An 18,889-nucleotide genomic window follows, 5' to 3' on the forward strand; every position below is an offset into this window, starting at 1 on the left:
GGAGGCTGCAGTGCCTGTCTCCCCGGCCGACGGTGAGGCGTTCGCCCGCGCGATCGGCGTCCTGTACGAGGAGGCCGAGCAGGTCCTCCTGGGCACGCTGCGAGACGCCCTCGCGCAGGGCATCGAGTTGCCGAGGTGGGCCGAACTCAAACTTGCCGCGGTCGGCAACCTGCGGTCCGCCGTCGAGGAGGTCACCGCCGCGCTCCAGCAGGACGCCACCGGCGCGATAGGTCAGGCAGTCGCCGCAGCCTACGAACGCGGCGGACAAGCAGCGGTTGCGGAACTCGGCATGCTTCCCGAGGGCCTGCGCGCGGCAGCCGAGCGGGAGCTTCCCAACGCCCGCTCGGTGGACCGGCTCGCGGCCGCCGCGGTGGCTGAGCAGCAGCCCGTGTACCGGCGGATTCTGCGCGTCGTCCAGGACACGTACCGGGGCATCATCGGCCGCGTGTCGGCCGGGCCGTTGACGGGCGTCAACACCCGTCGCCAGGCCACCCAGAGGGCGCTCGACCAGTTCGCCCAGCGCGGGATCACCGGGTTCACCGACCGCGCCGGCCGGAACTGGGACATGGCCAGCTACGCGGAGATGGCCGCCCGCTCGGTCACCGGCCGCGCCGCGATCCAGGGACACACGGACCGGCTCCAGGCCATCGGCCAGCGCCTCGTCATCGTCTCGGATGCGCCGCTGGAGTGCCCGCTGTGCCGGCCGTGGGAAGGCGAGATCCTCACTCTCGACGAGCACCGCGCGGGCCCGCAGGTCCTGACGCTCGCTGACGCCCGTCACGACGGGGTGACGCACACGGTCCACGTCGCCGGGTCCCTCACGGAGGCCCGCGCCGCCGGCCTCATGCACCCGAACTGCCGCCACTCCCTGAGCCTCTACCTGCCCGGGGTGACGTCCCGCCCGAGCTCGCCGCCCCACCCGGGCGGCGCCACCTACAAGGACACCCAGCAGCAGCGCTACTACGAACGCCAGGTGCGATTGTGGAAGCGCCGCGCTGCGGTGGCCATCGATGACCAGGCGACGCGCCTGGCCGGCCAGAAGGTCCGTGTCTACCAGTCGCGGATCCGCGAGCTCACAAGCGAGAAGCAGCTACCGCGCAAGCGCACGCGGGAGCAGATTGGTGCAGCGCGCTGACCCAGGTCAGCACACCACGCGTCCCCTGGCGTCCGTGGCCTCAGAGCGCTTCAGCTCAGACAGCGGCGGCGCGGCAGTGCATGTGATGACCACCCCGGCCGAATCCTGCCACTTGGTCAGCGCACCACCGTGGCCAACGCAGTTGCCCTGCGCATGCACCGAGTCGCCGCCCCACCCATCCGCGCAGAACCGGCCCTGGAACTGCCAGTGCACCAATCGGAGAGGGGCCTCCGACGGAGCTGTCTCCGGCTCGGGCGCTGGCTGGTTTGGCACGGTCAGCAGGTAGTAGGCGGCGAACGCCGTCAAGAGCCCGGCCAGCACAGCCCGGAAGGCGCGCATCTGCCACCCCTCTTCCCTGCTGCGGCCATCGCGACAGCCGATCTTACGGCTCGGCCGCACGCAGGGGGAACACCAACTGCCCGCCAGGAGTGGGCACCTCACCGACCGACCCCAGGAGGGCCGATCATGCACACCCCTTTCCGTCACCCGCTGGCTATCCACGCGGCGGGCGCCGTCCTGGGCTACCGGCGCAACGGTCAGCCCATCCGCGTGATCGCGGGTGGTAACGGCGCGGGCGAAGGCGCCGCAGGCACCGCCCCCTCAGGCGCCGGTGACGGCGGCCAGGGCGACAGCGGCCAGGGCGCCGCCTCCGGGCAGCAGGCCGCGACCGGTACCCCGCAGCAGAGCGCCGCGGCAGCCAGCGACACCGGCACCGCGACCGGCGCCGACCACGCCGCGACGATCGCCCGCCTGGCGAAGGACCTCGCTGACGCCCGTCGCGAGGCTGGCGCCGCCCGCGTCAACGCCAAGCAGCAGGCAGCCGATCAGGCCCGGGCGGACCTCGCCCAGCAGATCGGCAAGGCCCTCGGCCTCGTCAAGGACGACACCCCGCCGGATCCCGCCGCACTGACTGCGCAGATCACCGCGCAGACCGGCCGGATCGGCGAGCTGGAGAAGGACCTCCGCGCGAAGCAGGTCGAGCTTGCCGTTCGCTCGGCCGCCGACAAGCAGCAGGCCAAGGCCGACGCTCTCCTCGACTCCCGCGCCTTCTCGAAGGCCCTCGCCGACCTCGACCCGGAAGCCACCGACTTCACTACCCAGCTCGACGCCGCCATCAAGAAGGCCGTCGATACCAACCCGAACTTCCGCTCCGCGCCCCAGGGGGGCCGCAGCGGCGCCGACCTCACCGGCGGGACCGGCGAGGCCACCAAGGAACGACCCAAGACCCTCGGCGCCGCAATCAGCGGCCACTACCAGACCTGACAAGGAGGCACCTCGTGCCTGTCACTCTCGCCCAGGCCCAGCTCAACACGCTGCCGGACATCGACTGGACCGTCATCGACACCCTGCGCCGCAACTCCTGGGTGCTCGACCAGATGGTGTGGGACGACACCGTCACGCCGGGCACCGGCGGCGGCTCCCTCACCTACGGCTACACCCGTCTCCTCAACGCGGCGACCGCATCGTTCCGCAACTTCAATGAGGAGTACCCGGCGTCGCAGGCATCCCGCCAGCAGTTCCAGGTGCAGCTGCACCCCCTCGGTGGCTCGTTCACCGTGGACCGGACGCTCGCCACCCTCGGCAACGCGGCCACCAACGAGATCATGTTCCAGCTGTCGCAGAAGCTCACCTCCGTCCGTACCCGGTTCCAGCAGGAGCTGATCCTTGGCGACACCGCAGTGGATGCCGCAGGGTTCGACGGCCTCGACAAGAGCCTGACCGGCACGAACACCGAGTACCTGCCCATCAACGAAGGCAACAGCCTCGGCTACACCGACTGGTCCGCCTCGGCGATCACCACCGAGGACAAGGCCATGGCCGCGTTCGACAGCCTCGACGACTGGCTGTCCCGCATCCTCGCCTCCCAGGTCGGCGACGGCAGCGGCGGCACCGCCGCGACCGGCGCCCTGCCGCCCGGCACGAAGGCTGTCCTCGGCAACACTAAGAGCATCGCCCGCCTGCGCTCCCTCGCCCGCCGCGCCTCGCAGTTCACGTCCGTCAAGGACGACCTCGGCCGGCAGATCGACATGTACGGCCAGTGGGTGCTCGTCGACATGGGTGACCGGGTCGACGGGTCCGCGCCGATCATCCCGATCCAGACCCGCGACCCCGACGGCGCCGGTGGTGGGGGCAACCTCACCGGCCTCACCGACCTGTACGCCGTGTCGTTCGGTCTGGACGCGATGCACGGCGCATCCGTTTCGGGCAAGCCGCTGATCCAGACGTGGCTGCCGGACTACACGATCCCGGGCGCCGTCAAGTCGGGCGAGGTCGAGATGGGGCCGCTCGCGATGGTCCTGCGAAACACGAGGACTTGCGGTGTGTTCCGGAACGTGAAGGTGTCCTGATGCCCAAGTACCTGATCTCCGCGTCCCGGCCGGACTACCAGGGGAACATCGTCGGGATCCACTTCCAGGACGGCGCCGCCACCGTCGATCCGGCAGCCGACGATCAGCAGCGTGCCGCCCTGGGCTACTTCCAGCGCGCCGGCTACAGCATGGTCGTCCTGCCCGAGGAGGCCGAGGAACCCCCCACCGAGGCTGGCCCCGAGCCCTTCGACCCGGCCGCACACTCCGTGGACGACGTCCTCGCCCACCTCGCCCAGGCTGCCCCCGACGAGCGCGCCCGCGTCATCGCCGCCGAGAGCGACAGCAAGGCCCGCAAGACCATCCTCGCCGCCAGCGAGACCGAGCAGCAGGGAGCACAGTCGTGACCGTTCAGGGCCGTTACCTCGGCGTCGTCCGGGATGAGCTTGCGCTCGCCTCCGACCAGGCCCGCCAGGCCCTGGCCGGCGCCGACCCGGGCACCGCCTTCTACCGCTCCAACATGCGCCGCCTCGACGCCACGGCAGACACCGGCGCCCTGACCACCCAGGTCATGACCTCGGTGCCGGTGTACCTGCGCCGCGGCGACGTCGTCACCAGCATCTCGGCACGCTCGGGTGCCACCGCGGCCGGCACGCCCACCAACTGGTGGTTCGCGCTGTACTCCAACGCCGCAACCCCGGCACTGCTCGGCCAGACCGCCGATCAGCTCACCGCCGCCTGGGGCGCCACCACCAACAAGACGCTGCCTCTGGCCTCCCCGGTGACGATCCAGGTCGACGGGGTCTACTGGGTCGGGATCATGGTCAAGGCGACCACGGTCCCCAGCCTGGTCGGCGCGTCCACCACGGCGTCCGCCAGCATCGTCACCGGCGAGAAGAACCTCGCACAGACGTCCGGCTCCGCGCTGACCACCACGGCCCCGGCCACCATCGCCTCCCCGACCGCGGCGGCCACCGTGCCGCTCGTGATCCTCACCTGATCGGGGCTCGGCATGGGACTGCAGAACACCCAACTGTCCGTCGCCGCGTCCGGGCTGCTCGTCGGCAGCCCGGCGGGCGCGGGCGCGACCCCGCAAATGCCGCTCGACTACCGGGTGGCGCTCGGCCTCGCGGGCGGCACCGGCCTCGGGCAGGCGGACCGGCTGTGGACCGCCACCCGTACATTGAACGCCTCTGCCAACGAGGACCTGGACCTCAACGGCACGGCGCTGACCGACGGCCTCGGCGTCGCAGTGGCGCTCGCCCGGGTCAAGGGCCTGATCGTCGCGGCAGCCGCCAGCAACACGAACAACGTCATCGTCGGCGGTGCAGCTAGCAACGGCTTCGTCAGCTGGGTCAGCAGCGCGACCGACAAGGTGACCGTCCGGCCGGGCGGCGTCCTCGCGCTGTTCTGCACGGACGCGACCGGCTACGCGGTGACCGGCGCCACCGCCGACCTGCTGCGGATCGCCAACTCCGGGGCCGGCACGTCCGTGACATACGACATCGTCGTGATCGGCTCCAGCGCGTAGGAGGTGCCCGATGGCCCGCGTCTACGCAACGCCGGCCGAGCTTGCGGCGTACACAGGGCAGGCGGCGCCCGACAACGCCGCCCAGCTCCTCACCCGCGCCAGCCAGTTCCTCGACGCCCAGCTGTTCCGTCTCTGCTGGTATGTCGCCGACCCGACCACCGGCATGCCAACCGATGGGCTGGTCCTCGCCGCGTTCCGCGACGCGGCATGCGCCCAGGTGCAGTGGTGGGACGAACTCGGCGACTCCCTTGGGGTGGTCGGCGTCGGGTGGGGCGCCGTGCAGATCGGCACCGTGCACCTCCAACGCTCGGTGACGGCCGTCACCGGCGCGGACTCCCCGTCACGGCAGCTCGCTCCGCAGGTCTGGGACGCGCTGACCGTGCAGGAGCTGACGCCGGAGCGGTTCCGCACCGGGTCGGTGACGTGGCTGTGACGCGCGTCCCGGCCTGGCTGTTGCGGCACCGCGTCACGGTCGAGCCGTACCTCGGGGACTCCGCGTACGGCCCCAGGTACGGGCCGCTCGTGGCCGGGGTCCGGTGCCTTCTCGACCAGCAGACCCGCCTGGTCCGGGACAAGACGGGCCGCGAGGTCACCAGCAGCTCGACGTTCTACTGCCAGCTCACCGTCGTCGCGCCAGCCGGGTCCCGCGTGACGCTCCCTGACGGCCGTCAGACGACCGTCATCGCAGCCCTGCGACGGGACGGCGCTGGACTCGGCACCCCGGACCACCTTGAGGTTCAGCTCACCTGAGGAGGCAACGATGGCGCAGGTGTCGCACTTCGAATGGCACGGCGGGGAGTGGCTGCGGCAGGCCCGGGAGGCCGCGGCTCACGGCCTGGAGCTCGGCATGGAGAACGTCCTCGCCGAGTCCAAGCGGGTCGTGCCGCTGGACGAGGGCACCCTGGAGCGCTCCGGCAAAGCCCAGGTCGACCGGTCCGCGCTGCGCGGCACCGTCTCCTACGACACCCCGTACGCGACCAGGCAGCACGAGGAACTGGACTACCGGCACGTGCCCGGCCGGACCGCCAAATTCCTGGAGCGCCCGTTCAACGAGAACCGCGAGGTGGTCCTCGACCTGATCGCCGCCGAGATCCGCCGGGCCGGGTACCGTGGCTGATCTCCTCGACGGCATCGCCCGCTACCTCCAGTCCTTGGGCCTGGTTATGTACGACCCCGACGGCGTCACCGGCGACACGTTCATCGACACGATGCCGCCCGCCCCGGACAGCGCAGTGGCACTCGGCGCATACGGCCTCGGGCCGCCCGACCCGCTCAACGACGACGACGAGAGCGGCCTCCAGATCCGAGCCCGCGGCGGCCCCGACCCGCGCGTGTCCCGCCGCCGCTGCATGGCCATCTACTCGGCGCTCCACGGCCTCGCTGGCGTCGAGCTGCCCGACGGTAACTGGCTGATCCTCTGCACCGCCCAGCAGACCCCCTCACCGCTCGGCACCGACGACGTCGGCCGGCACGAGCACGTCGTGAACTTCCGCTTGAACATCGTCAACCCGACTGCCAACCGCACCTGAAGGAGGTGGCCACGTGGCCACGAAGAAGATCGAGGCGAGGGGCTACATCCTCCAGGTGGCCGTCGGCGGCGGCCCCACCTGGACACCGGTAGCCGGCCTCAAGACGCTCACCTACAACCCCGGCGACAAGGACTCCCACACCGAGTCCACCGACTTCGACTCGAACGGGCAGTACGAGGAGGTCGTCCTCCAGCGCGGCGGCTCCCTCAAGCTGGAGGGGACCCGCCGAGTCGACGCCGCCACGGGCATTGCCGACCCCGGACAGGCCGCCCTCGACGCCCTCGCCCAGGGCCTCGCCGACAACTCGGTCGGGCAGATCCGCTTCCGGTACCGCACCGAGGTCCAGTGGCGGAACTGGTACGTCACCGCCAAGGCCGCCGAACAGGGCGGCGGCACCAACGACCTCGGCAAGTGGGGCGTCGAGCTGACCCGCACCGGCGCCGAGACCCTGACAGCGGCACCGTGACCGACATCGACTACGCCCACGAGTACGAGGACGACCTCATCGACGACGAACCCGAGCTCGACTATGCGGACGCGGATGCGTTCTTCGCCGCCGAAGTCGAGCACGTCCAGCCGGCCGTGCTTCGCCTCTTCGGCACGGACTACACCCTGCCGCCCCGCGTCCCGCTCGCCTTCAACATGCTGCTGGCCCGGCACAGCGAGGACGAGTCCGAGGAGGCGCTCGCCCGCGTCCTCGCCCCGCTGTTCGGCGACGACGCCCTCGCATTCTGGCTGACCAAGGGCATCGACGACCGGCAGCTCGGCATCGTCCTGGCCTGGTCGATCGCCAACATCAAGAAGCCCGGCGCGCTGTCCCTCGCCGACGCTGCGCGGGTGTATGACGAGGAGACCGCCCGGAAGACCGAGGGAAAAGCACGGAACCGGGCGGAGCGGCGCGCTCGTCCGGTCTCCGGTTCTGGCGGGCGGTCCTCGTCCACTGGGCGCTCCTAGAGGCAGACCTACGCCGCGAGTACCACCTCACAGCAGCCATGGTCGCCGCAGTGTCCACCCGCGAGTTCCACGTCTACGTCGAGGGACTGAGCGGGGAATCCCGCTGGCTGGCCGCTTACGAAGCGACCCCGCTCCGTGCTGACACCCCGGAGGCCATCGCCTCCGTATTCGGCACGTACCTCGGCGGTGACCCGCCCGACAACTGAACAGCAGGGCGGGGGGGAGCGTGAACGTCGGCGAACTCGTCGCGACATTCGACATCGACGCTTCCGGCGCGGAGGCCGGCGAGGCCCGAGCAGAGCTCGCGCTCCGCAACCTCCAGCGTTCCGCCGACGGCCGCCTGCGGGACCTGCGCGGCCGCTTCGCCTCCGAGTCACAGCTCATGGGTGAGGCCCTCGCACAGGGCGTGCAGGTCGGCACCGACGCGGTCGCCCACCAGGCGGAACACGTAGGCCAGGCCCTGTCCGAAGGCCTGGGCCACGGGGCCGAGGACGCCGCCCAGCGGACTCTCGCCTCGATGTCCGACGCCGAACTCGCCGTCAACGGGTTCAGCCGCAGCGCGGACGGCCGGATCCGAGACCTGCGCGGGCGGTTCATCTCCGAGTCGACGACCATCGGCGACGCCCTGGCCCGCAACATCGGAGACGAGGGAGAGCGGGCAACGCAGCGACTCAGCCAGGGCGTGGGCCGGGCCTCGCGGGACCTGTCCCGTGGCGGTGACGACGGCCGCCGGTTCGGCAACGCCCTGTCGTCCATCGGCGACGCGGCCGGCCCGATCGGGGCGGTCGTGGGCCGACTGTCGCTGGTCGCGGGTGCTGTGGGTTCGGCGATCCCCGTGGTGGCTGGCCTGTCGGCCACGCTGGCCGGGATCGCGCCGGCGGCCGGCATCGCCGCGACGGGCCTCCTGGCAGTCGCGTCGGCCGGTGCCGCCATCAAGATCGGCACAGGTGGGATCGGTGGGGCGATCAAGGCGGCGTTCGCGGGCGCCCCGGCGGCGGCCGGCGGCGCCTCCGGTGCGATGAACCAGGTCGCGTCCGCCCAGCGTGCGGTGCGGGACGCGATCGAGAACGCGGCGTACGCCAACGCGCAGGCGGTCCAGCACGTCGCCGACGCTGAGCGGAACCTGACCGACGCACAGAAGGCAGCTCTGTCCGCGCAGAACGCGCTGACGGACGCCCGCCAGCAGGCCGCGATGGACCTGGAGGACCTGAACAACCGACTGACGGACTCGACTCTGGGGCAGCGCTCTGCCGTCCTGCGGGCCCAGACCGCCCAGGAGGACCTCCACAAGGTGATGGCCGACCCTGCGGCCACCGAGAAGCAGAAGGCCGAGGCCCAGCTCGCGTACGACGAGGCTGTCCAGCACCTCAAGGAGCAGGGCACCCAAGTCAAGAGGCTTCAGCAGCAGGTCACGGAGGCGAACGCCGCCGGGGTCGAGGGCTCCCAGAAGGTCATCGACGCGCAGGACCGCGTCGCCATGGCTCAGCGGACCGTCGGTGATCAGACCCGGGCCGTGCAGGACGCCCAGACCCAGCAGGCCCGCACCGCCGCGCAGGGCGCCGAGCAGGTGGCCCGCGCGATGGAAGCCCTGCACCAGGGCGGTGCGGGTGCGGCCGGCGGCGGTGTCGATCCGCTGGCGGCAGCCCTCGCGAAGCTCACACCGAACGCGCGGGCGTTCGTCGAGGAGATCATCCGCCTCAAGCCCGCGTTCGCCGACCTCAAGTTCGATGTCCAGCAGGCGCTGTTCGCCGGGCTGGACGCGACGCTGCGGACCACGGCGGCGGCCACCCTGCCGGTCCTGCACACCGCGCTTGTCGCCTCCGCCACGCACCTCAACGCTATGGCGAAGGGCGTTGGCGCCACCGCGACGTCCCTCTCGGAGTCGGGTGTGCTCGGGCAGGCCCTCGCTTCGGCGAACGCGGGTCTCGGGTCGATGGCCGGTCTGCCGGCCACGATCGTGCAGGGCCTCGTGCAGGTCGGCGCGGCCGCCGGCCCGTCGTTCGAGAGGCTCGCCGCAGCTGGCGGCGGTGCGCTGGCTCGGCTCAGCGACCACATGGCCACGGCACTCGCCAGCGGTGGGATGCAGCACGCGATCGAGCAGGCCGTCACCCTGCTCGGCCAGCTCGGCACCGTCGTCGGCAACGTCGGCTCCATCATCGGCGCGGTGTTCCAGGCCGCTAACACCAACGGCGGGTCGTTCGTACAGACGCTGGTCACGGTCACCGGGGCGATGGCCGCGGCGTTTGCCTCACCCGCCGTGCAGGCTGGCCTGGGGGCCCTGTTCCAGACGGTCGGCCTTCTCGCGAAGACCGCGGCGCCGCTGCTCGGGCAGGCACTCCAGGCCCTCGGCCCGGTGATCGTAGCGCTGGCGCCGGGAGTTCAGGCGCTGATCACGGCGCTCGGCCCGGCGCTGTCGGTCATCATCTCGGCGCTCGGTCCGGTGATGGAGTCGCTGGCGCGTGCGGTGTCGGCGGTGGCGGTGGCGTTCGCCCCGGTGCTGACGCTGATCGGCACGCTGATCGGCGCCCTGCTTCCGGTGCTGACGCCCCTGTTCGACGGTGTGGCGCAGGTCGCGACGCAGCTGGCGCCGGTGATTCAGGCCCTGGCGGTGGCCATCGGTGGGGCGTTGACCCCGGTCTTCGCGGCCCTGCCGGAGATCATCACGCCATTGGTGGCGATCTTCACGACGATGACGGGCGCGCTCCTGCCGATCCTCACCCAGCTGATCGTGGCCCTGTCCCCGTCGATCGCGCAGATCGCCGACGCGTTCGGCCAGGTCATGGTCGCGCTCGCGCCGCTGCTGATGCAGTTCGCTGTGCTCCTCGGCGAGTACCTGCGGGTCATGCTCCCGCTGCTGACCCCGATCATCAGCGCCGTCGGCAAGCTCGCGTCGATCTTCGCGGACAACTTTGCGCAGGCCCTCACAGACGTGGTCGTGCCGGCCCTGCGGATGGTGTCGCAGCTCCTGTCCGGCGATCTTTCGGGGGCGGCGGAGAGTGCGAAGGAGGTGTTCCGCGGCCTCAAGGAGATGGCCGTCCGCGAGTTCGTGCAGATGCCCGTCCAGATCATGAACGTTCTGAACGAACTGGCAGACGACCTGTTCCGCGCAGGCTGGCGCATCATCGGCGGGCTCATCGACGGCATCAGGAGCCGGGCAGGAGGTGTCAAGGACGCCGTCGAGAACGTCCTCTCGGCAGCTCGCAACCTCCTGCCGTTCAGCCCGGCGCGGGAGGGGCCGTTCTCGGGCTCCGGCTGGTCGCTGTACTCCGGCCAGTCCATCTCCCACGCCCTTGCCGAGGGCATCCTCTCCGGCCAGGGCCGGGTCCGCTCCGCCACCACCTCACTGATGGGCGCCGCGCACGGCGGCATCAACAGCCCCTTCGGCAGCCCACAACTGGCCATGGCCGGCAGCGGTGGCGGCCCGGGCGGCGGCGGGTTCGGCGGGGTGCACATCGAGAGCTACTACGCGGGCACCCAGTCCATCGGCGAGATCTCCGAGGACATGTTCTGGAAGTCCAAGGGGAGGGGGTGACATGGCTGGTGAGCTCGTCACCGGACCGGGCCTGATCCAGTGGGGCAGCCTCCTGATCGGACGGCGACAGGCCACCGCCACCATCACCCCCTACCGGTGGCGGACCGTCACCGGCTGGGAGGAGACACCCGCACTCGACTCCGGGAACGCCATGCGGGCCCAGCAACACGGCGGCTGGCCCGGCCGGCTACTCGCGCAGACCCGGACCGTCACCATCGAGGGCCTGATGCTGCGGGCGGCCGCCGGGCAGATCGGCGCCGCGGTCCGCACCCTCAACGCCGCTTGCACGATCGCCCAGGACGAGGCGCCCCTCGTCATCTGGCTGGACGACCGCGGGCCGCTACTCGTCAACGCCCGGCTGATCCGCCGGTTCATCCCGCCAGATCTGTCCTGGCAGCAGGGGTACGCCGCCGGTGGCGCGCTTCAGTTCCAAGCGACCGACCCACGCCGGTACGCCCTCGCGGAACAGAGCCTCTCGACGGCCCTGCCGGCGCCCGAGTCCGGCCTCGCGTGGGGCACACCCACGGAGACCGGGCTGGACTGGGGTTCGCCCACCGAAACCGGCCTCGCGTGGGGCACGACGGGCAGCACCGGCGACATGACCGTCACCAACTCCGGCGACGCGGAGGCACACCCGGTGATCGAACTCCGGGGCCCGGTGACGACGCCGACGGTGACGACTGGGACGGGGCTGCGGCTGGAGTACGACATCACGCTGGCCGCCACCGACACGCTCGTCATCGACACCTGGGCGGGGACGGTGCTCCTCGGCGGCCAGTCCCGCATCGCCACCGCGACGATCCGCTCCGCCCCGGAGAACGCATTCACCCTGCCGCCCGGCACCTCGACGCTCTCGTTCCGGTCGGCTCCCGGCTCGACCGACCCGGGAGCCCTCGCCACCCTCCGGTGGCGCTCCGCCTACTGGTAACCAGGAGGACCGTTGACCACTCGTGCCGCCTGGCTCATCAACCCCGGGCAGACGCGCAACGACACCCGCATGGCGCCGATCGGCACGTACACGCCGGTCGACGCGATGCAGAGCAGGGCCGGGGTCATCCCGGGCGGGACCGGCCTGGCCCTGTCCGGATCCGGTATGACCGCGACGATCTCGACCGGCCGGTGCCTGGTCCAAGGGACGTCGGCGCAGGGTGCCTTCCCCGTCGCGGTTACCGCGTCCGAGGCTGTGGTCCTCACCAACGGACACGCGTCGCTGGTGCGCACGGACCTGATCGTCGCCAAGATCTTCGACAACATCGTGGACGGCTCCGGCTCAACGCTGGCGACGATCACCAAGGTCGACGGAACGCCGGGCGCCGGCGCGCCCGCGACCCCAGCCGGCTGCCTGGCGCTCTACCAGGTCGCGGTGCCCGCAGGCGCGTCCGCCGGATCGCCGCCGAACTGGGCCTCGATCGTCACCGACGTCCGCCCGTTCACGGTCGCGGTCGGCGGCATCAACCCGTCTGGGGGCCCGGCCGTGGCGGGCGCCTACGCCGGCCAGTACCGGGACGGCACCAACGGCCTGGAGCGCTGGTCGGGGAGCGCCTGGGTCGGCGTGGGAACGTGGCAGGCTCACACCCCGACGTGGACGTCCACCGGCACTACGCCGAGCCTCGGCAACGGCACCCTGGTGTCGCGCTACTGCCGGATCGGCAAAACGATCTTCTGGTCGGGCGCGCTGACGTGCGGGTCAACCACCAGCGGCGGCACCGGAATCTGGTTCATGTCACCGCCGACTCCGGCCGCGAACCTGGGCCTCATCCCCCGAGGCATGGCCGACTACGTCGTCAGCTCGTCGAACAACTACGCCGGCGAGTGCACCCTCAACCCGGCCGACCCGGGCCTGACGTTCGTCGTCAAGACCAGCACGAGCTCGCAGTCGTACGGGTTCGTCACGAACGCCGTCCCCGTCGCAGTCAGCTCGTCCGCAGCCCTGCACTGGAACATCACGTACGAGTCGGCGTCATGACGGCCGGCCCGTACCAACTGCGGGTATGCGACCTCAGGTCCGACGACGACGTAGACCTCCTGCCGATCCAGGGCGTCCAGTACGACGACTACATCGGCCGCACAGGCGCTCTCTCCGGGACGATCCCGATCCCCGACAACGCCATGGCGCGGCGGGTGCGGGAGGCGATACTGCCTGGCCGCACCATGCTGTACCTGGAGCGCGACGAGGAGATCGTGTGGGGCGGCATCCTGTGGACCCGCACCCCGACGCGGGACGCCCGCGGGTTCTACACCGTGCCGATCCAGGCGGCCAGCCTGGAATCGTACCTGCGCTCGCACCGGCTGCTGCTCGACACGCTGACCGCGACGGGCGTCGACCAGCTGGACATCGCCCGGCAACTGGTCGACTACGCGCAGGCCGCGAGCGGCGGCAACCTTGGCGTTGAGATCGACTACACGCAGACGTCCGGTGTCCTGCGCGACCGGACGTACAGCCGGTACGACCTGCCCTGGCTCGGAGTCCTGCTCGACCAGCTCGCCGCCACCCAGGGCGGATTCGAGTGGAGGTTCCAGTGCTACCGGGACGACACCGGCGCCAGGCACCGGGCGCTGCGGCTGGGCTACCCCCTGCTGTCCGTCGGATCGACGGACGTGATCCTCAGTGCCCCGGGCCCGGTCACCGCGTACGCGCTGCCCGAGGACGCGACCGTGCAGGCCAACGCGTGGCAGTCCCGGGGTGCCTCCACCAACCAGAACCAGGCGGCGGCAAGCGTGCCCCTGATGAGCACCCTGCTGACAACGCCGGCAGACATCGCGGCCGGCTGGCCGAGACTCGACCGGAGCAGCGACTACACCAGCGTCTCCGACCCGACCGTCCTCAACCAGCACGCGGCTGCCGACCTCGCACGCGCAGTACGGCCCGTCGTCATCCCGTCCGTGTCCTACACGACCGGCACCGTGGATCAGCCGCAGCTCGGCTCATACGTGCGCCTGCGAATCAAGGACGACTGGTACCCCGAGATGCTGTCCGCCCGCTACCGCGTAGTCGGCCTGCGGGCCACACCGGCCGAGCGGGCCCGCGCCGAGACGACCGAGCTGTATCTGGAGGCCGCCTGATGCCGTACGTACCGCAGGACCAGGCGGACTGGATGCGGGAGATGGAGAACCGGCTACGGGCCCTGGAGGGCCGCGCACAGATCAGGCCGGCAATGAACCAGGTCCTGGGGGGCGATGTCGTCGTCGGTGAGGGCGGGTCCCTCAAAATCAACGACGTCGACGGCAGCGCACTGTTCTACGTCGGGACGATCTCCCCGAATCAGCCTGACGGGTCCGAGCAGCGCGGCGTCCAGATCAGACGCCAGGACGGCACCCCGGCGATCTACGTGGCGCGCACCACCACGACCCAGGCCGACCCCCAGGGCATCGTGATGCGCGACGCACACGGCGCCACCATCTTCGCCGAGGACGTTGTTGCGGGCGGCGTCGCGTTCCCGCAGTGGTCGCTGCTACCGCCGGCGGACCTGATGACGGCTCACTGGCCGCAGACGAACGCGACCAGTTTCACTGCGGTCGCGAAGTCGTACAACGTCAAGGCCTCGCCGTGGCTGGGGATGATGGTCAGCGCGGTGGCCGACGGTGGGAGCGCCGGAGAGGTCCGTGTCATGGTGAATGGATCGCAGTGGGGGCCGACCACCAGCACGAACGGGGTGTTCGAGAATTACGCCGCAGTGACTGGGGCCGTCGGCAGCATCCTGGAGATCAGCATCGAGGCCAGGCGCACGTCAGGGTCGGGGACGGTCTACGCGCAGACGCTCATGCTGTTTGGCCTGGGCTCGTCCTGACTCTGTTCATCTCCCCCCCGCCGCCCGGCTCGGGGGCTTTCCCATGCCCTGCCCTGGAGGCACCTGATGCCCGACGTGTGGATGCCTGGCGCTGAGCGCCACGACATAGGCGACCATGCCCCAACGGACCAGCAGTACCCGCCGCGCGCGATCGCCCACATCACCTGGGACAAGAACGCCACCCCCAGCAATCCGCAGGACTGGGAGTCGTGGGAGGACCTCGTCTCGTACTTCACCGGTTCCGGCAAGGCCAGCGCCCCGCACATCGTGTGGGACCCGTTCACCGGCCGGGTCGCCCAGCTGGTCCCGGCGAACTCCCGCTCCAAGAGCGTGATGGACCTCGCTGGCGGGACCCGGACGAACCGCGCCGGCTCCGTGGTGATCCAGGTGGAGGCGGTGTTCTTCCCCAACTGCCGTTATGGCGGCAAGGTGTACCAGCGCCTGGTCGACACCCCGTGTGCGGGCTGGGACCGGCTGCACGCCTGGATTGCATCCTGGGGCGTGCCGGACGTCTGGCCGATGGGCCGGCCGGTGGACTTCACCTCCCGCCGTGACGAGCACACGTGGGAGACACAGGGCGGCTGGTACGCGCACGCGCACGTCCCCGAGAACGACCACCAGGACCCGGGTTCCTGGCCGGCGCTCGGTGGCGGGTCGCCGCCTGCTCCGCCGTCTGGCGTGTCCCGGGAGCAGGTGTCGATCGGCGGCCTGACCTACGGGTACGGCGCGCACGGCGACCAGGTGACCCTCGTCGGCCGGGCGCTTGTCGCCGTCGGCTTCGGCAGCCACTACGCCTCCGGTCCCGGGCCGGACTGGACGGACGCCGACACCCTCAACTACGCCGACTACCAGTGCTCTCTCGGCTACACCGGGGACGCCGCGGACGGCGTGCCGGGCGAGACGTCCCTCCGCCGCCTGCTCGGCTCCCTGCCCATCCCCACTACCCCCGCGCCCACACCGATTGAGGAGGATGACTTGCCGTTCACCAAGGCCGAGCTGGCCGAAATCGCAAGCAACGCCGTGCCGAGCGCCGCAGCCGCGGACCGAGACGCATACGCCGCCGCCTACCTGCTCGCCTACGCCCTCGCCGGTGAGGCCCCGCCCGGCGCCGACGACAGCGTCAAGTGGCTGAGCTCCTGGTTCCACCAGGCGTTCCAGTCCTGCGTGGCGGCCGCCGTGCAGCCCGCCGTCGCGGCTGCTGTCGGGCCGGCCGTCGCCGAGGCCCTGGCCAGCGGCATCACTCTGACCGTCAACACCAAGTCCTGAAGGAGAACACCATGCCCAAGCTCTTTGTCGACCTCGCCGAGCGCACTGTTGCCACGTACGTCGTGGCGTTCCTCGGTCTGCTCCTTGCCGACGGCGTCGACCTCACCAGCGTGGGCACGCTCCGCGCGGCAGTGGTCGCGGCACTGCCGGCGGCCCTCACCGTCATCAAGGGTGGGATCAGTTCGTTCGTGGGTGCCCCGAACAGCGCCGCACTCCTGCCCCGGCAGCGCGTGTGAGCGGCCCGGACGTGGACCAGTCCGCGTCCCTGGCACTGGAGCTCGCGGAGATTCGGAGGAGCGTGGACGTGGGCTTCGCCCGCATTGACGGGCAGCTCGCGCTGTTTCTCCAGCGCGTCGAACAGTCCGACGGGCAGGTTGCGGAGCTGAAAGACGAGGTTGCTGGCCTGCGTCAGGAGGTCGAAGAACTCAAGCGCGGTCGCTGGCCGCTGCCGGCCGTCGGTGCACTGACCGGTCTCGCTGCTCTGGCTATTGCTCTGGGCCCGCTGATCGCCCGCTGAACTCACCGCCCCCGTCCTCCTTCGGGAGGGCGGGGGCGCTTCGTTGCGCCTGCGCTACGGGCAGGCCTCGCCGAACTTGACGGCCTTGACGGTGACCGGCTGACCGGTCAGCGCTGCCCCGGGGGCCGGGTCCTGGCTGCATACCTGCCAGTTCGACTGGACCACGATCACCCGGTTCTGAGCGGTGGCGTCCTTGGCGCTGATCGACGTGGCCTTGTCGAGCGAGTCGTGCACGACAGACACGGCCTTGCCTTTGAAGTCGGGCATCGTGGCGCTGGCCTTGGTGGGTCCGCTGGCGCCCTGGTCCTGGGCGGGGCAGGTCTCGTCGAGCTTGACCGCCCCCATGTCGATCTTCGTGCTGGTGGGCTGCTCGCCCGGCCCGGGCGTCTGGGTGCAAACCTTCCAGTTCCGGTCGTCGATCTGGTTACGGGACCGGCCGAGCGCGTCGTGGCTGGCGAGCAGAAAGAAGCCGGCCTTCTGGGCGGCGTCCTGGGCAGATTGCAGTCCCATACCAACGACGTTGGGGAGCGTCGCTGTCTTGCTGCCGCTACCTGTGGCGCTGGCTGGCGATGTCGAGTCAGGGGCCCCAGCATTCGTGGCGGCTCGCGTCGCTGCCGTGGTTGGGCTGCTGGTGGCACTGTTCGGATCGCACGCGGTGAGGCCAAGGACGGCGATGGCAGCGGCGACGGTGAGGGTGGTGCGACGCATGAGGTCCCCTGGGATGTGGTGATGAGGTGGGGACCGTATCGACATGGGGTGAGCGCCGTGGGCGAATTGCCTATCTGTGACCGATACCGGACACTACGGCGGCCAGCGGGAGAGCGTATAGCACGGCCAGCTGCGGCGCAGCGAACGGCCCGCAGGCGCCGAGCGGCAGCTGAAACACTGCGGTCCATGACGAGCATCCGTGACGCCGTTGCAGCCTTCCCGCGCCGCCCCTTCGACGCCATGCGATACCCCGTTCGCTACGCGAGCGAGCTGCTAAAGACGTACCCCGAGTTCATCCCATGGCAGTACCGCGAGGAGGTGGAGGCCCGGGCCAACACCCCCATCGAATTCCCGGGGCAAGCCGCGGCAGCGGGGTGCGGACAAGAGCGTGGTGCTGTGGCATGCCTTCAGGTCATGGTGCGAGGACCAGGGGGAGGACCCGGGCGAGCTGGCGGTCCTGCTTGCCGATGAGTTCCCCTCCCGGCAGGGGATTGAGCCACCACCGAATTCGAAGTCCAGCTGAGCAGCGGGCCGAGAGGTAGCAGCAGTGAGGGCTCATCCGATGTGCCGTTCGCTGGCCTCGGCGGCGAGGACGCCCTCGGCGGTGAGGGGAAGCAGTCGTACTGCACCCAGCCCCAGCCGAGCCGCGGGTTGTCGTCCTGGCGCCAGCGGACGCACGCTGCCCAGTGTCCAGTGTCCAGTGGGCAGGCGGCACCATTCCGTGAGCAGGCCAGGCTGCCACCGCCCCTCGGCGCGGATCAGCACGATCTGCCAGGCGGCCCTGCTGCGGATGCCAGGCAGGGCCATCTGTTCAGGGTCGGCTGGTTGGGCGTCGCCGGGGTGGACGGCGCGGGGCTGATGGTACGGGTGCACACCACCATGGTCGCCCTAAAGGTTGTCCCGTAACTGATCTTTGGCAGCACGAGAGTGGCTGGCCGGGATCGCATCCCAGGTTCCCTTTGGGGAAGCACTGACCTCGGTTCACCCCTGCGACCGCACGACACAGCAACGGGTAGCAGGTGCCTCCTCCCGACAACGTGCGGACCTACCGACCCGGGGAGAGGAGCAGGGCCCCTGCTATTGTGCGCCGATGTCAACGATCAAACGGTTCCAAGTGACCTTCGACTGCGCGGAACCTGCGCACCTCGCCGCCTTCTGGTGCGAGGTGCTGGGGTACGTCGTACCGACGGTCCCGGAGGGCTTTGCCACGTGGGGGGAGTACCACCGCTCGCTGCCGCCCGAGGACGAGATCTACTTCGCGTGTACTGATCCCTCGGGTGTGGCCCCGCGCCTGCTCTTCCAGCGAGTTCCCGAAGGCAAGGTCGTCAAGAACCGGGTGCATCTCTGTGCGCGGGTCGGCGCCGGGCTCGTGGGTGACGAGCGCCTGGCCACACTCGAGGCCGAATGCGCACGGCTGATGGCGCTCGGCGCGAAACACGTGCTGACGCAGCGCGCCGATGGCGTCAACGAGTCGTGCATCACGATGCAGGACATCGAGGGCAACGAGTTCTGCCTCGCCTGATTCTCCTCCGAGACTGCGAGGTGGGGAGCCGTCTCCCGGGGACCTCTCAGGTCCCGCATGCGGCGGGAGTCATCCCGTGAGAGCGAGGTTGTGTAGGCGGG

25 protein-coding genes are annotated in these 18,889 nt (G+C 70.6%); 22 read left to right on the top strand and 3 right to left on the bottom strand.

Translation table 11 applies throughout. The features are described 5' to 3' along the window. Nucleotides 1-10 precede the first annotated feature (10 nt). Nucleotides 11-1,135: a phage minor capsid protein gene (locus ACIBH3_RS04275; protein ID WP_396310316.1), complete on the top strand. Its 1,125-nt coding sequence runs from the start codon at nt 11-13 to the stop codon at nt 1,133-1,135. A gap of 6 nt (nt 1,136-1,141) precedes the next feature. Here ACIBH3_RS04275 and ACIBH3_RS04280 read toward each other — a convergent pair whose 3' ends face one another. Further along, nucleotides 1,142-1,474, bottom strand: coding sequence for a hypothetical protein (locus tag ACIBH3_RS04280; RefSeq protein WP_396310317.1), 333 nt, complete (start codon nt 1,472-1,474; stop codon nt 1,142-1,144). 126 nt (nt 1,475-1,600) lie between these two features. On the opposite strand from ACIBH3_RS04280, the gene ACIBH3_RS04285 reads away from it, so the two are divergent. From ACIBH3_RS04285 to ACIBH3_RS04380, 20 genes are all read left to right on the top strand, one after another. Then, nucleotides 1,601-2,398 carry a hypothetical protein gene (locus ACIBH3_RS04285; RefSeq protein ID WP_396310318.1) on the top strand — a complete coding sequence of 266 codons (798 nt, stop codon included), beginning with the start codon at nt 1,601-1,603 and terminating at the stop codon, nt 2,396-2,398. A 14-nt stretch (nt 2,399-2,412) separates the two neighbouring features. Beyond that, nucleotides 2,413-3,483 carry a major capsid protein gene (locus ACIBH3_RS04290; protein WP_396310319.1) on the top strand — a complete coding sequence of 357 codons (1,071 nt, stop codon included), beginning with the start codon at nt 2,413-2,415 and terminating at the stop codon, nt 3,481-3,483. Beyond that, nucleotides 3,483-3,848, top strand: coding sequence for a hypothetical protein (locus tag ACIBH3_RS04295; RefSeq protein ID WP_396310320.1), 366 nt, complete (start codon nt 3,483-3,485; stop codon nt 3,846-3,848). The genes ACIBH3_RS04290 and ACIBH3_RS04295 overlap by 1 nt, the downstream gene beginning before the upstream one ends. Next, nucleotides 3,845-4,441: a hypothetical protein gene (locus tag ACIBH3_RS04300; RefSeq protein ID WP_396310321.1), complete on the top strand. Its 597-nt coding sequence runs from the start codon at nt 3,845-3,847 to the stop codon at nt 4,439-4,441. Before ACIBH3_RS04295 ends, ACIBH3_RS04300 begins: the two co-directional genes overlap by 4 nt. A gap of 12 nt (nt 4,442-4,453) precedes the next feature. Continuing rightward, complete coding sequence (locus tag ACIBH3_RS04305) at nt 4,454-4,972, top strand: hypothetical protein (RefSeq protein WP_396310322.1); 519 nt, start codon at nt 4,454-4,456, stop codon at nt 4,970-4,972. Nucleotides 4,973-4,982: 10 nt separating this feature from the next. Beyond that, nucleotides 4,983-5,405, top strand: a complete 423-nt coding sequence (locus tag ACIBH3_RS04310; RefSeq protein WP_396310323.1) for a hypothetical protein — start codon at nt 4,983-4,985, stop codon at nt 5,403-5,405. Further along, nucleotides 5,396-5,722: a hypothetical protein gene (locus ACIBH3_RS04315; protein ID WP_396310324.1), complete on the top strand. Its 327-nt coding sequence runs from the start codon at nt 5,396-5,398 to the stop codon at nt 5,720-5,722. The genes ACIBH3_RS04310 and ACIBH3_RS04315 overlap by 10 nt, the downstream gene beginning before the upstream one ends. A 10-nt stretch (nt 5,723-5,732) precedes the next feature. Continuing rightward, nucleotides 5,733-6,089 (top strand): hypothetical protein, encoded by a 357-nt coding sequence (locus ACIBH3_RS04320; protein WP_396310325.1) that lies wholly within the window; start codon nt 5,733-5,735, stop codon nt 6,087-6,089. Then, entirely contained in the window at nt 6,082-6,501 is a 420-nt protein-coding gene (locus ACIBH3_RS04325; protein WP_396310326.1) for a minor capsid protein, read from the top strand. Before ACIBH3_RS04320 ends, ACIBH3_RS04325 begins: the two co-directional genes overlap by 8 nt. A gap of 13 nt (nt 6,502-6,514) precedes the next feature. Beyond that, a complete protein-coding gene (locus ACIBH3_RS04330; RefSeq protein ID WP_396310327.1) occupies nt 6,515-6,967 on the top strand; it encodes a phage tail tube protein in 453 nt (150 codons plus the stop codon). After that, complete coding sequence (locus ACIBH3_RS04335) at nt 6,964-7,455, top strand: hypothetical protein (protein ID WP_396310328.1); 492 nt, start codon at nt 6,964-6,966, stop codon at nt 7,453-7,455. The genes ACIBH3_RS04330 and ACIBH3_RS04335 overlap by 4 nt, the downstream gene beginning before the upstream one ends. Before the next feature lie 50 nt (nt 7,456-7,505). Then, nucleotides 7,506-7,661: a hypothetical protein gene (locus tag ACIBH3_RS04340; RefSeq protein ID WP_396310329.1), complete on the top strand. Its 156-nt coding sequence runs from the start codon at nt 7,506-7,508 to the stop codon at nt 7,659-7,661. A gap of 20 nt (nt 7,662-7,681) precedes the next feature. After that, a complete protein-coding gene (locus ACIBH3_RS04345) occupies nt 7,682-10,987 on the top strand; it encodes a hypothetical protein (protein WP_396310330.1) in 3,306 nt (1,101 codons plus the stop codon). Nucleotide 10,988: 1 nt separating this feature from the next. After that, entirely contained in the window at nt 10,989-11,915 is a 927-nt protein-coding gene (locus tag ACIBH3_RS04350; RefSeq protein WP_396310331.1) for a phage distal tail protein, read from the top strand. A 12-nt stretch (nt 11,916-11,927) separates the two neighbouring features. Continuing rightward, nucleotides 11,928-12,953, top strand: a complete 1,026-nt coding sequence (locus ACIBH3_RS04355; RefSeq protein ID WP_396310332.1) for a hypothetical protein — start codon at nt 11,928-11,930, stop codon at nt 12,951-12,953. Then, entirely contained in the window at nt 12,950-14,050 is a 1,101-nt protein-coding gene (locus tag ACIBH3_RS04360) for a hypothetical protein (RefSeq protein ID WP_396310333.1), read from the top strand. Before ACIBH3_RS04355 ends, ACIBH3_RS04360 begins: the two co-directional genes overlap by 4 nt. Beyond that, complete coding sequence (locus ACIBH3_RS04365; protein ID WP_396310334.1) at nt 14,050-14,775, top strand: hypothetical protein; 726 nt, start codon at nt 14,050-14,052, stop codon at nt 14,773-14,775. Before ACIBH3_RS04360 ends, ACIBH3_RS04365 begins: the two co-directional genes overlap by 1 nt. Nucleotides 14,776-14,841: 66 nt before the next feature. Continuing rightward, nucleotides 14,842-16,041, top strand: coding sequence for a peptidoglycan-binding protein (locus tag ACIBH3_RS04370; protein WP_396310335.1), 1,200 nt, complete (start codon nt 14,842-14,844; stop codon nt 16,039-16,041). Between the two features lie 11 nt (nt 16,042-16,052). Further along, nucleotides 16,053-16,277: a holin gene (locus ACIBH3_RS04375; RefSeq protein WP_396310336.1), complete on the top strand. Its 225-nt coding sequence runs from the start codon at nt 16,053-16,055 to the stop codon at nt 16,275-16,277. A gap of 68 nt (nt 16,278-16,345) precedes the next feature. Beyond that, nucleotides 16,346-16,558: a hypothetical protein gene (locus ACIBH3_RS04380; protein ID WP_396310337.1), complete on the top strand. Its 213-nt coding sequence runs from the start codon at nt 16,346-16,348 to the stop codon at nt 16,556-16,558. A gap of 54 nt (nt 16,559-16,612) precedes the next feature. Here ACIBH3_RS04380 and ACIBH3_RS04385 read toward each other — a convergent pair whose 3' ends face one another. Together ACIBH3_RS04385 and ACIBH3_RS04390 are read right to left on the bottom strand one after the other, a co-directional pair. Further along, nucleotides 16,613-17,068 (bottom strand): hypothetical protein, encoded by a 456-nt coding sequence (locus ACIBH3_RS04385; RefSeq protein ID WP_396310338.1) that lies wholly within the window; start codon nt 17,066-17,068, stop codon nt 16,613-16,615. A 753-nt stretch (nt 17,069-17,821) separates the two neighbouring features. After that, nucleotides 17,822-18,139 (bottom strand): hypothetical protein, encoded by a 318-nt coding sequence (locus ACIBH3_RS04390; protein ID WP_396310339.1) that lies wholly within the window; start codon nt 18,137-18,139, stop codon nt 17,822-17,824. Between the two features lie 217 nt (nt 18,140-18,356). Here ACIBH3_RS04390 and ACIBH3_RS04395 point away from each other — a divergent pair, with 217 nt between their 5' ends. After that, the gene (locus ACIBH3_RS04395; RefSeq protein WP_396310340.1) at nt 18,357-18,788 is read left to right on the top strand and encodes a VOC family protein; all 432 of its coding nucleotides are present in this window, start codon (nt 18,357-18,359) and stop codon (nt 18,786-18,788) included. The last annotated feature ends 101 nt before the right edge of the window (nt 18,789-18,889 follow it).

It is taken from the genome of Kitasatospora sp. NPDC050543 (assembly GCF_044457565.1).
In the GTDB taxonomy this organism is placed as follows: Bacteria; Actinomycetota; Actinomycetes; order Streptomycetales; family Streptomycetaceae; genus Kitasatospora.